Source organism: Saccharothrix sp. CCNWYY140 (genome assembly GCF_037401995.1).
In the GTDB taxonomy this organism is placed as follows: Bacteria; Actinomycetota; Actinomycetes; order Mycobacteriales; family Pseudonocardiaceae; genus Actinosynnema.
The window spans coordinates 1-11,926 of record NZ_JBBEGC010000180.1 but is presented as its reverse complement, the minus strand read 5'-3'; the positions used below and the strand labels follow the sequence as shown (position 1 = coordinate 11,926).

The following is an 11,926-nucleotide window of genomic DNA, read 5'->3' as shown; positions in this document are numbered from 1 at the left end:
TGCGAGGAACGAGCAAAAAGTTTTAGCGGCAACCCCCGGAAAATGTGGTTGGCTCCGCCAGGCCATACGGGGATGACGCAAAAAGCCCCCGCCCGTTCTTTCGCTTTGCGTCCATCCTTGGCGGCCTGCCCGCCGGCGAGGCGCTTTTAAGCACTTCAGCTCTTCAGCTCTTGATCTTCACAGGTAACAGCTACGCCGCGTGACCGATAAGGGGGCATGTACGTCGCTTCCGTCCGGCCGACCACCCACGTCCGGGGCAAGGTGCCAGGCACCGTCCTGGCCCTGGGCACCGTCAGTCTCCTCACCGACGTGTCGGCCGAGATGGTCACCGCGTTCATGCCCGTCTACCTGCTCTTCACGCTCCAGATGAGCTACGCGCAGTTCGGCCTCCTGGACGGTCTGTACACAGGCGCCACCGCCGTCCTCCGGCTCGTCGGCGGACACGTCTCCGACCGCACCCACCGCCACAAGGCGGTCGCGGCAACCGGTTACGGACTGTCCGCAGCGACCAAGCTGATCTTCCCCCTCGTCGGCGCGAACGCGTTCGGCATCGGCGCGACCCTGGCCGCCGACCGGGCCGGCAAGGGATTGCGCACCGCACCCCGGGACGCGCTGATCTCCCTGGCCACTCCCCCGGCGAGCCTCGGCACCGCGTTCGGCGTGCACCGCACGATGGACACGATCGGCGCTCTGCTCGGCCCGCTGGTCACGTTCCTCCTCCTCCAGCAGATCGGCATGGTCGCCGGCCCGGTCTTCGTGATCAGCGCGTGCTTCGCGGTGATCGGCCTGATCGTCCTCATCGCTTTCGTCCGGGAAAACCGCGACACCCGACCACAACGCGGCCCCCGCCCGTCCATCAAAGCCGGGTTGGCACTCCTCAAGGACGCCGGCTACCGCAAGGTCGCCATCCTCGCCGCCGTCCTGGGCCTGGCCACCCTCTCCGACGCGTTCGTCTTCATCCTGATCCAGAAGTCGACCGCCATCTCCCCCTCCTTCCTCCCCCTCCTCCCCCTGGGCACCGCACTCGTCTTCCTCCTGACCGCCACCCCCTTCGGCGTCCTGGCGGACAAGATCGGCCGCTGGCGCGTGTTCCTCGCCGGGCACGTGCTCCTGCTCGCCGTCTACGTCCTCCTCCTGGCCCCGGGCTCCGGCTACCTGGGCATGGCGATCGCGCTCCTCCTCCACGGCCTGTTCTACGCGGCCACAGACGGCGTCCTGTCCGCCCGGATCAGCACCCTCGTCCCCGAATCCTTGCGGGCTTCCGGCTTGTCCGTCATCCAAACCGGCCAGGCGCTCACCCGTCTGGTCTCTTCTGTGGCGTTCGGTTTTCTGCTCCAGTTCGCCGCTTTCGGCACCGCCGTGTCGTGCGCGATCGGCGCTCTCGTCCTCGCGTTGGCGGTTTCCTGGCGGATGAATTGACCGATCGCCACCCGAAACAGCACGCGAACCTTCACGCGAACCCCCACGTGAACCACCACTGAACCGATATCGTGGACGCTTCACCGGGTTCGGGGAGGAACCGCAGGAGCCGCCGTGAAGCGACCGTGGTGGGTCGTCCAGTTGTGGTGGGCCGCGCCGCTGTTGGTCGGCGTGTCCTGCTTCGTGATGTGGTTGCTCTTGCAGGGCAACAAGGGCGAGGGGATCGCCGACGCGGTGTCGCTCCTGGTCGGCACGGCGTCGCTGGTCGTCACCCTGCTGGGCTTCCAACACTCCAGCCACCTCCGCACGAGCACGAGCACGAGCGCGGGCACGACCGCGGACCGGCCCGCGCGCAAACCGCTGCCGCGCTGGACGTTCGCCGCCATCCCCGCCGCCCTCGGCGCACTGGCCGGGCTCGTGTTCTGGCTCGTCGTGGTCAAGCCGGACGTGCCGGTCACCGACCTGGTGGAGCTGACCGACGCGAAGGACCTGGCCGACGGTGAGGAGGCCGGGTTCCGGGTGCCCGGCACACCACCCCAACGGCGGTACCTGTTCATCACGCCGACCCTGGTCAACCGGGCGAAGGTCGGCGACTGCGTGGGCTCGGCGCGGATGACCGTCACGCTCGTCCGCGACGGCCGCAAGGACCAGCCGCTCGAGGACCGCCTGTCCGGCCGGGAGATCCGGCTCGACCTGGCCGGCACCACCCGCGAGGCACGCGTGCTGGTCACGCTCTCCATGCCCGACGAGGCCTGCCGCGTCGACCTCGGCATCACCGAAGCCGTTCTCTACAACTGAAGCCTCTACAACTGAAGCCACGCTCTACACCTGAGGGAGGACCACCGGCATGTGGAGACGGGCAGTCGCGCTCACCACCACCCTGTCGCTGCTCACGGCGTGCTCACTACCCCCGGCTCCGACATCGCCACCCGTCGCCTCCGACCGGCCGCTCAACGTCGGGGTCGGCACCGACATCCCGGGCTTGGCCGTGCTCAACGCCGACACCCACGAGCGGCGCGGTTTCGACGTCGACCTGTACCGGTGGCTGGCCCACAACACCTCGCCGGAGTTCACGCCGGTGGAGGTGGACGTGACCATCGCCGACCGGGTCAACGCCCTCGCGCAGGGCCGGGTGCAACTGGTCGTGCACACGTTCTCGATCACCGACGAGCGGCGCGGCAAGGTCGCGTTCGCCGGGCCGTACCTGCTGTCCAAGCAGGGCTTCCTGGTGCGCTCGGACTTCGACCAGCCGATCCGGACCCTCGACGACCTGGCCGGCCGCACGGTGTGCACCCAGTCCGGCAGCACCTCCTACGACCAGCTCACCACGGGCGCGCTGCGCAACCGGGTCACCACCACGACCGAGATCGGCACCCGGCAGTGCGTGGAGCGGTTGCTGCGCAAGGAGGTCGACGTGGCGTCCACCGACGAGGTCATCCTGCGGGGCTTCGCACGCCAGAACCCGGCGCTGAGGGTGCTGGACCTGACCTTCGGCGCACAGGAGCGCTACGGCGTCGGCCTGCCCAAGAACGACAAGGCGCTGTGCGAGCGGATCAGCGAGGGCATCAAGGGCTTCATCACCGACGGGGCCTGGGACCAGTTCTTCCGCGCCAACTTCGGAGACCTGGACCCCAGCGGCTACAAACCCGACCCCTTCCGGCTCGACCCGTGCACATAACGAGCCGAGCCGGAAGAGCCCGGCCTACAGCAACGCGATCGACCCGTGTGCCACCGACGGACCATGCGTGATGTCCCCGGCAAAGGCCGCCGTGTACCCCTGCAACAACGTCGCCAGCCCCACCAACAACGGCACGTTGGCATCACACGAAGCGAACCCCGAAGCGTTGGTCACCGCGGTGCACAACGCCTGCCCCTTCACCGTCCGGAACGCCACCGTCTTGCCCACCACCGGCCGCCCGGTGTGCGACTCGGTCAACGTGGCGTCCATGCTCCGCACGGTGAACCCGAGCAGCCGCAACTGCAACGTCGCCTTCCCACCAGCCAACTTCGTCGGCGCCGGCGGCACCCCGTGGATCGCGATACCCACCGGGTTGACACCCACCGGAATGGTATTCACCACCACCAGCCCAGCCGTGTCCACAATGGACACCGAGTTGCTACCGAAGTTCGTCACGTAGGCCCGACCACCATCCGGCGTCAGCGCCACACCGATCGGCCGATCGCCCACCCGAACCGCCACCACCGGCGCCATAGCCGCGATGTCAAGCACGGAAAGCGAGTCGTCCTCGCTGTTGGTCACGAACGCCCGAGCCCCATCCGGCGAGATCGCAACCCCGTGCGGGATGAAGCTGACCGGGATCGTCCCCAGCACACCATTCGTAGCCACGTCCACCACGGCCACGTTGTTGGAGAACTTGTTGACCACCAACAGCTTCGAACCATCCGGCGTCACAGCCACCGCGGTCGGCGTGTTCCCCGTGGCGATCTCCGTGACCTCGGTGTTGGTGAACGTGTCCACCACGGACACCGTCCCCGCACCCACCACGTCGTGCGCGACGAACAGCTTCTTGCCGTCAGGTGTGATGGCGACGCCGTCCGCGTTGGGACCGACGTCGATGGTCTCGGTCGTCGTCAACGTCGCCGCGTCCACCACGGACACCGTGCCGGCGCGGTAGTTCGACACGTACACGTGGCCGCCGCTGGGCGACACCACCACACCCGCCGGGCCGTCGCCGACCGGCACCGCCGCGTCGATCGTGTTGGTGGGCGTGTCGACGACCGTCAGCGTGTTGTTCCGAACGTTCGTCACATAGCCGCGCGCGCCGTCGAACGCGACGCCCACGCCGTAAGGCGAATCACCGCCCGCGTCGGTCAGGGTGCTGGTCAGGGTGTCGGTCGCCGTGTCCAGCACGGACACGCCACCGCCGTTGTTGGCGATGTAGCCCAGGACGCGGGTCGGCGCGGCGACAGCCGACGCGGACGGCACGAGCAGGGCGGCACCCAGGGCTGCGACACCGCACAGCGCGGGCACCTTGCGGATCGGTCTTAGCCGTTCTGTTCTGGGCACTTCGGCCTCCAAGTCGACTGGGGTCCCGCATTGCCCCAATCGCCGTAGCGCCCCGGTCTGTTAGCTAGAACCGGTACACGTGCACCTGGTACGGCCCGAAGTCGTCCACGATCTTTCCGTTCTCAATGGATACAGTCCGGTTCTCCCCCACCACTTCCGCACTCCCGGAAGCGACCGGTACCGCGATCTCCACCCGCGCCGAACCACTGCGCGGAACCTTCGTGTTCCCGTCGGTCTGCGCGATCACCCATTTGGCACCCGCAGCGTCCTTGTGCAGCACAGACACCGGGATCTCGTTGTCGCTCTTGGCCGTCACCCCCGGCAGGCTCGCCGCGTTGAGCACGGGCGCCAGCGACTTCAGGCGCGCGTTGACCTCCTTGACCTTCGCGGTGATCTCCGGACGGGTCAGCACACTGCTGTACTCGCCCTTGCCGTCGGTGTAGAAGCTGTGCGCGAAGTAGTTGATTCCCGTGGCGCCGTGGAGGATGGTGTTCCACACGGCGGATTCGACCTGGTCCGGTGTGATGGTTTCGCCGTGCGTGTGCGGGTGGCCGGTCTCGACGAACCCGTACAGCGGCTTGTCCGGCCCGCACCACTTGCGCATGGTGTCGATGACCTCGCCGTAGCTGAACGCGCCCACGCGGTCACCGCGGTCGGGGTGGGTCCACCCGTAGTAGTCCGCGGAGGCGATGTCCGCCGCCGAGCAATAGGTCTTCATGTCCTCTTCGTAGGACTTCTCGTGGTACCCGTACCCGACGCTGCCACCGGGGGTGCCCATCCACACGCCGAAGTTGATGTAGGTCGGGCGGGACGGGTCCTTGGCGCGGGTCTCGTCGGACTTCTTCAGGATCGCCGAGGGCTGCATCTCGGGGTGGAACACGTCGCCGTAGACCTTGTTCATGTCCGGCTCGTCCGCGACCAGGTAGCCCACGTAGTTGCGGGCGTGCGCGGTGTCGGCCAGCACGGTGTCCAGGCGCTTGGGGTCCAGGTAGACGCGCCAGTCGGTCTCGTGCAGCCCCTCCTGCCGGAGGTACCACCACTCGTCCTCCCACAGCCCGAGGCCGACGTCGATGCCGATCTCGGGGTAGGCCTTGCCGAGCTTGACGCCGTTCTCGACGCCCGAGGGGTCCTGCATCCACACCGTGATCGGGAAGACGTTCGGGTCGCCGGTCGGGTTCGGACCGTTGGCCCACTTCTTGTAGTAGTCGACCACCGGCGGCTTCGCGTCGGGCGACGGCGGCGGCGGTTCGGCTTCGGCCTTGCACGCGGAGGCGGTGAACAGAACGGCCAGCGCGACGAATCGGGCACGAGCCATGACGGTTGTCCTTAGTCCAGCGGTTGTGCAGTCCAGCGGTGCAGCTGTTGTGCGGTTCAGCGGCTTGCCAGCACCCGCTTCGCCTTCTCGAAGCCCTCCGGGCCGAGCACGCGCATCGCCGTGGTCTTCGCCAAGTATCTGGCCCCGTCACGGGCCACCCGCAAGGGATGTCCCACGAACCGGTCACGGGCCAGCACCCGGCGGTCGGGCTCCGGCACGTCGTCCAACGCGTCGCCGAACAGGCTCCGGTGGGGCGTCGGGGACACGAGCCGGCCGCGTGTGCGGTTGCTCACGTTCCCGCCGTGCACGACCTGGAGCCAGCCCGGCGCGCCGCCCACCGACACGACCTCGGCGTGCCGGTGCAGCCGGTTGTGCCAGTCGGCCCAACAGGTGATCGGCGCGTCCCAGGACTCCCGCATCGAGGCGAACGCGTTGTCCGGGTCGCGGTGCGCGTACAGCCCGGTCGGGCTCTTGACCAGGCCGTTCGCCAGGTACAGCGCGGTGCGCGGCGCGGTCGTGCGGACGGCCTGGAGGCGGGCGACGAAGTCCGCGGCCAGGCCGTCGTCGTTGTCGAGGTTGGTGGTCAGCAGCGCCTCGCCCCTGGTCGGGAAGAGCTTCGCGATGTCCTCCAGCAGCTCCTCGCGGCTGACCTGCTCCCGGAACACCGGCGTGTAGAACTCGCCGTGCTCGCGGATGCGGTCCTTGAGCCATTCGGGGCTCTCCGGGTCGAAGTAGATGATCCACCGGAAGTCCGCGGACGTCTGCGCGCGCACCGACGGCAGGCAGTACCGCTCGAACAGCCCGACGCGCTCGGTCAACCACCCCTCCCGCGCCCGGACGACGCTCTCCGCGCCGACCGAGGGCAGGTTGAAGCGCGTCAGAATGACGTGGTCCATCAACGACCCCTTCCCGTTGCCCGGTACATCGGGATCCAGCCCCCGCCGTTATCGTCGCCGCGTTAACGATCCGTGCTCGCGCGCGATGTGTAGGACGTGACTCAAGCCCCGACACGACCCACGGTCGACGTCGTCATCCCCTGCTACAACTACGCGAGGTTCCTGCGGGCCTGTGTGCGCAGCGTGTTGGACCAGCCCGGCGTGGACGTGCGGGTGCTGGTCATCGACGACACCTCCAGCGACGACACCCCCGAGGTCATGGCGGAGCTGATGGCCGCCGACCCCCGGGTCGAGGGCCGCCGCCACGAGGTCAACCAGGGCCACATCGCCACCTACAACGAGGGCCTGCTGGAGTGGGCCAAGGCCGACTACACCGTGCTGCTGTCCGCTGACGACCTGTTGGCGCCGGGCGCGCTCGCCCGTGCCGCCGAGGTCTTCGAGGCGAACCCGAACGTCGGCATGGTCTACGGGCGGGTGGTGTACTACTCCGACCACGACGACCTGCCCAAGATCGTCACTCCCCCGGCCGGCACGACGGTCTGGTCCGGTGTGGACTGGATCGAGAACCGTTGCCGCACCGGGCAGAACGTGCTGTCCTCGCCCGAGGCCGTGGTGCGCACGTCGGTGCAGCAGCAGGTCGGCGGCTACCGGCCGGACCTGCCGCACGCCGGCGACCTGGAGATGTGGATGCGGATCGCCGCCGTCTCCGACATCGGGTACGTGCGCGGCAAGCCCGCCGCGTACTACCGGGTGCACCAGCAGAGCATGTTCCGCACCCAGTTCTCGTCGGTGTTCGCCGACCTGGAGCAGCGACAGGCCGTGTTCGACCGGTTCTTCTCCGAGCACCCCGACCTGCCGCCGCGCCTGAAGCACCTGGCCAACCGGTCGATCGCCAAGGACGCCCTGTGGCGGGCGGTGCGCGCCTACGACCGGGACAAGCTGGCCGAGATCCCGGTCGAGGAGCTGGTCGCCTTCGCCAAGGGCGTCTACCCGCACACCGAGCGACTGCCCGAGTACCGGGCGTTGCGCCGGCGCAAGGCGCTGGGCGCCCGGCTGTGCAGCCGCACGCAGGTCTTCGTGGGCGCGCACCTGGTCAAGCGCGGGCGGGGTCTGGTCGGCAAGCAGGTCTGGAAGTGGCGCGGCCAGTGACCACGCTGGAGCGCAAGGTCACCTCGGCGATCCGGTGGAGCGCGATCAACAGCTTGCTCCAGCGGGTGTCGCAGGTCGGCGTCGGCGTCCTGCTGGCGCGGCTGATCGCGCCCGAGCAGTTCGGGGTGTTCGCGGTCGCGCTCGTGGTGCTCAACATCGTGATGAGCGTCAGCGAGATGGGCGTGAGCGTGGCCCTGGTCCGCACGGACGGGCCGGTCGACGGGATCGCGCCGACCGTGACCACGCTGTCGATCCTGTCCGGGTGCCTGCTGTGCGGCATCTGCGTGGTCGGCGCGCCGTTCTTCGCCGACGCGATGGGCACGCCGCAGGCCACGGGCGTGATCCAGCTCATGTCGGTGGCGCTGGTGATCGCGGGCGCCTCGGCCGTGCCGGGCGCGATGCTGCAACGGGAGTTGCGGCAGGACCACAAGTTCGCGGCGGACACGTCGGCGTTCGTCGTCGGCACCGCCGTCGTGGTGGTGCTGGCCCTGCTCGGGTTCGGGGCGTGGAGCCTGGCGTGGTCGCGCATCGCGACGAACCTGACCGCCGCCGTGGTGATGTTCGCGTTCACCAAGGAGCGCTACCGGCCGGGGTTCGACGCTCGACGCGCCCGTGAGGTGCTTGGGTTCGGGCTGCCGCTGGCCGGTGCGTCGCTGCTGATCTTCGGCGTGCTCAACGTCGACAGCATCATCGTCGGCAGTGTGCTGGGCACCGTGCCGCTGGGCTTCTACCTGCTGGCGACGAACCTGGCGAACTGGCCGGTGGGCGCGTTCTCGCAGCCCGTGCGCAGCGTGTCGCTGGCGGCGTTCTCCAAGCTGCGGGACGACCCGGAGGCGTTCCAGCGGGCTTTCGGGCGGGCGTTGGGCTTGTTGGCGCTGTTCACGGTGCCGGCGTGCGTGTTGTTGGCTTCGCTGGCCGATCCCCTGGTGCGCACGGTCTACGGTGAGCGGTGGGCGCCCACGGCGGCGGCCCTGGCGGCGTTGGTGCTGCTGGGCGCGATGCGGGTGGCGCTGGAGCTGGGGTACGACTACCTGGCCAGTGCCGGGCGGTCGCGCGCGATCCTGGTGATCCACATCGTGTGGTTGGTCGCGCTGGTGCCGCTGCTGGCGTTGGGCGCGCACCTGGACGGCATCCGCGGAGTGGCGCTGGCGCAGAGCGTCGTGGTGCTGGTGTTCATCGTGCCCGCGTACTTGATCGCGTTCCGGCCCTACGGGGTGCGGCCGGGGGCGTTGGGCGTGGCGGTCGCACGGCCGGTGCTCGGTGGCGTGGTCATGATCACCGTCGCCTTGGCCGTGCAGTGGTTCGTGGCGGACGCGTTGTGGCGCCTGCTGATCGGCGGGGTGCTGTCGCTGCTGGCCTACACCGCCGTCGTGTTCCCGCTGCGCCACGAGGCGCTGAGTCTGCTGCGAAGGGGTTAGCGTGAAGCCTGTCCAGGTGATCCGGCGTCGAGCGCACCAGGTCTCGCGGATCGTGCGGGAACAGGGCGTGCGCGGGTTCGGCGCCCGTGCCCTGCGCACGGCCGCCAAGCGCCTCGGCGCGGACTCCGAGGTCTTCCCCGTGCGCCTGGAGGACGTGCGCGCGGCGGACCTCGGCGAGCGCCGGCCCGTCGTGGTCCCGCCCGTCCCGGCGGACGGCTCGCTGACGATCAACTGGATCTGCACACCGCCCGCGCCGGGCTCCGGCGGCCACACCACGATGTTCAGGCTGGTCCAGCACCTGGAGTCGTTGGGCCACACGTGCCGGCTGTACCTGTACGACGTGTACGGCAGCCGGGCGGTCGACCACGAGCCGGTGATCCGGGCCGCCTACCCCGGTTTCCGCGGCCCGGTGCTGGACGTGACCGAGGGGATGGCCGACGCGCACGCGGTGTTCGCCACCGCGTGGATGACCGCGTACCCGGCCTTCAACGACCCTTGTGCCGGCAAGCGGTTCTACCTGGTGCAGGACTACGAGCCGTGGTTCTTCCCGGTGGGCGGGCTGTCGGCGCTGGCGGAGAACACCTACCGGATGGGCTTCCACGGCTTCACCGCCGGGCGGTTCCTGGCCGAGAAGCTGCGCGCGGACGTCGGGATGCCCGCGGACTGGTTCGACTTCGGCTGCGACGCCGACCGGTACCGGCTGCGGGAGGGCACCGCGCGGGACGGCGTGGTCTTCTACGCGCGCCGGCTGGCTCCGCGACGGGCGATCGAGGTCGGCCTGCTGGCCCTGGAGGTGTTCGCCGAGCGGCACCCGGACATCGCGATCCACACCTACGGCGAGAAGATCGGCTCGCTGGGGCCGAGGCACGTCGACCACGGCCTGGTGACGCCGGACCAGCTCAACGACATCTACAACCGGTGCTACGCCGGTCTGACGTTGTCGATGACCAACGTGTCGCTGGTGCCGCACGAGATGCTGGCGGCCGGCTGCATCCCCGTGGTCAACGAGGCACCCCACAACAGGGTCGTCCTTGACAACGACCACGTGCGCTACGCGCCTGCCACCCCGCACGACCTCGCCCGCGCACTGTCCGATGTGGTCACCACGCCCGATTTCGTCTCCGTGGCCCAAGCGGCGTCCGCCAGCGTGTCCGGCCGGTCGTGGGACGCCGCCGGGCACGAGCTGGAGAAGGTCCTGCGCCGCGAACTCCTCGTCTAGTTCTCCGCTGCTTCCTGGAAGTCGGCGATGGCACCGCCGTGGTCCCTCGCCCAGGCCGTCAACACCTCGATGGGCTCGACGAGGGTTCGGCCGAGGTCGGTGAGGTGGTACTCGACGTGGCGCGGGGCTGCGGCGTGGCGTTCGACCAGGCCGTACTGCTGGAGCCGGCGCAGCGTCTGGGTGAGGACCTTGCGCGAGACGCCTCCGATGAGGTCGACCAGCTCGCCGTGCCGGCGGGGTCGCTGGCTGAGCCCGAAGAGCACGAGCACGGCCCACTTGTCGGAGAGGATCTCGACCGCCAGGCGCGTGGGGCAGTCGGCGAGGAAGGCCGGTCCGGCGGCGTTCTGCATGGAACTCGAAGGTACCAGGAGGTAACCCAGGGCTTCGTAGCGTCTTTCGCGCAACCACCCGCGAAGGAGCCACACCATGCCACGAGTCGTCGTGTTCGACGAGTTCGGCGGACCCGAAGTCCTGCACGTCGTCGAGGAGCCGGTAGTCGAGCCCGCGCCAGGGGAGGTGCGGGTCAGGATCGAGGCGTTCGCCGTCAACCCGCTCGACCGGATGATGCGTTCCGGCACCTCGCCCGCACCCGTCCCCCTGCCCCGCGCCCGCCTCGGCGTCGAGGGGACCGGTGTCGTCGACGCGCTGGGCGCCGGGGTCACCGGGCTCGCGGTCGGCGATCCGGTCATCCTCACGGCCGTCCCGGACGCGAACACCCGGGGCAGCTACGCCGAGTACACCACCGTGCCCGCGAGCCGGGTCGTGGCCCGGCCGGCCGGGCTCGGGGTCACGGAGGCGGCGGCGATCTGGGTCGCGTACTCCACCGCGTACGGCGCGCTCGTCGAGAAGGCGGGGATGCGGCCTGGCGACCACGTCCTGATCACCGCCGCGTCCGGTGGCGTCGGGCGGGCGGCGGTGCAGATCGCCAACCAGCTCGGCGCGGTGCCCATCGCCGTCACCCGGCGCCCCGCGGAAACCGGTGCGGTCATCACCACTGACCAGGAGAACGTCGTCGAAGCCGTCCACCACCACACCGGCGGGGTCGGGGCCGACATCGTCTTGGACCTGGTCATGGGTCCCGGCCAGCCGGACCTGGTGCGGGCCGCCCGCCCCGGCGGAACCTTGGTCGCCGCGGGTTTCCTCGACCCCCGGCCCACGCCCTTCCCGACGGGCGCGCCGCTCACGGTCTTCAGCTACCGCAGCTTCGAACACACCCTCGATGCGGTCGTGGTGAAGCGCATGACGGCCTTCCTCAACGCTGGCATCCGCCTGGGTGCACTACGGCCCGCCATCGACACGGTGTTCACGTTCGACCAGGTAGTCGAGGCACATCGCCACCTGGAGAAGGGTCTCCACACCGGGAAGATCGTCGTCACGATCTAGACAAGTAATGCGCAGCGCTTTTCGCCGAAGGCGTCACGCCCGAAGGGCGGGGAGCTCTTGCGTTCCGCCAAGCGGCAGCGACCACGGGAAGGGCCTCGG

Annotated in this window: 11 protein-coding genes; 7 read left to right on the top strand and 4 right to left on the bottom strand. The window is 69.4% G+C overall.

What is annotated here, in order from left to right; all coding sequences use genetic code 11:
* The first annotated feature begins 216 nt into the window (after positions 1-216).
* The 3 genes from WBN91_RS37060 (at position 217) to WBN91_RS37050 (ending at position 3,097) form a co-directional block, all read left to right on the top strand.
* Positions 217-1,419 carry an MFS transporter gene (locus WBN91_RS37060; RefSeq protein WP_337727895.1) on the top strand — a complete coding sequence of 401 codons (1,203 nt, stop codon included), beginning with the start codon at positions 217-219 and terminating at the stop codon, positions 1,417-1,419.
* Between the two features lie 114 nt (positions 1,420-1,533).
* Positions 1,534-2,217 carry a hypothetical protein gene (locus WBN91_RS37055; RefSeq protein WP_337727894.1) on the top strand — a complete coding sequence of 228 codons (684 nt, stop codon included), beginning with the start codon at positions 1,534-1,536 and terminating at the stop codon, positions 2,215-2,217.
* 49 nt (positions 2,218-2,266) lie between these two features.
* Positions 2,267-3,097: a transporter substrate-binding domain-containing protein gene (locus WBN91_RS37050; protein WP_337727893.1), complete on the top strand. Its 831-nt coding sequence runs from the start codon at positions 2,267-2,269 to the stop codon at positions 3,095-3,097.
* 24 nt (positions 3,098-3,121) lie between these two features.
* Here the strand turns inward: WBN91_RS37050 and WBN91_RS37045 are convergent, their stop codons facing one another.
* The 3 genes from WBN91_RS37045 to WBN91_RS37035 form a co-directional block, all read right to left on the bottom strand.
* Positions 3,122-4,447 carry a YncE family protein gene (locus tag WBN91_RS37045; RefSeq protein ID WP_337727892.1) on the bottom strand — a complete coding sequence of 442 codons (1,326 nt, stop codon included), beginning with the start codon at positions 4,445-4,447 and terminating at the stop codon, positions 3,122-3,124.
* Positions 4,448-4,511: 64 nt separating this feature from the next.
* On the bottom strand, positions 4,512-5,762 hold the full coding sequence (locus tag WBN91_RS37040) for a hypothetical protein (protein WP_337727891.1): 1,251 nt from the start codon (positions 5,760-5,762) through the stop codon (positions 4,512-4,514).
* A gap of 56 nt (positions 5,763-5,818) precedes the next feature.
* On the bottom strand, positions 5,819-6,658 hold the full coding sequence (locus WBN91_RS37035) for a glycosyltransferase (RefSeq protein ID WP_337727890.1): 840 nt from the start codon (positions 6,656-6,658) through the stop codon (positions 5,819-5,821).
* 96 nt (positions 6,659-6,754) lie between these two features.
* Here WBN91_RS37035 and WBN91_RS37030 point away from each other — a divergent pair, with 96 nt between their 5' ends.
* From WBN91_RS37030 to WBN91_RS37020, 3 genes are read left to right on the top strand one after another with little or no spacing between them, the layout of a single operon-like run.
* On the top strand, positions 6,755-7,807 hold the full coding sequence (locus tag WBN91_RS37030; RefSeq protein ID WP_337727889.1) for a glycosyltransferase family 2 protein: 1,053 nt from the start codon (positions 6,755-6,757) through the stop codon (positions 7,805-7,807).
* A complete protein-coding gene (locus tag WBN91_RS37025) occupies positions 7,792-9,225 on the top strand; it encodes a lipopolysaccharide biosynthesis protein (RefSeq protein WP_337729436.1) in 1,434 nt (477 codons plus the stop codon). Before WBN91_RS37030 ends, WBN91_RS37025 begins: the two co-directional genes overlap by 16 nt.
* A gap of 1 nt (position 9,226) precedes the next feature.
* Positions 9,227-10,444 (top strand): rhamnosyltransferase WsaF family glycosyltransferase, encoded by a 1,218-nt coding sequence (locus tag WBN91_RS37020; protein ID WP_337727887.1) that lies wholly within the window; start codon positions 9,227-9,229, stop codon positions 10,442-10,444.
* Here the strand turns inward: WBN91_RS37020 and WBN91_RS37015 are convergent.
* Complete coding sequence (locus WBN91_RS37015; RefSeq protein WP_337727886.1) at positions 10,441-10,794, bottom strand: winged helix-turn-helix transcriptional regulator; 354 nt, start codon at positions 10,792-10,794, stop codon at positions 10,441-10,443. The genes WBN91_RS37020 and WBN91_RS37015 overlap by 4 nt on opposite strands.
* A gap of 76 nt (positions 10,795-10,870) precedes the next feature.
* Between WBN91_RS37015 and WBN91_RS37010 the strand changes: the two genes are divergently transcribed.
* Positions 10,871-11,827, top strand: coding sequence for a zinc-dependent alcohol dehydrogenase family protein (locus WBN91_RS37010; protein ID WP_337727885.1), 957 nt, complete (start codon positions 10,871-10,873; stop codon positions 11,825-11,827).
* Positions 11,828-11,926 lie beyond the last annotated feature (99 nt).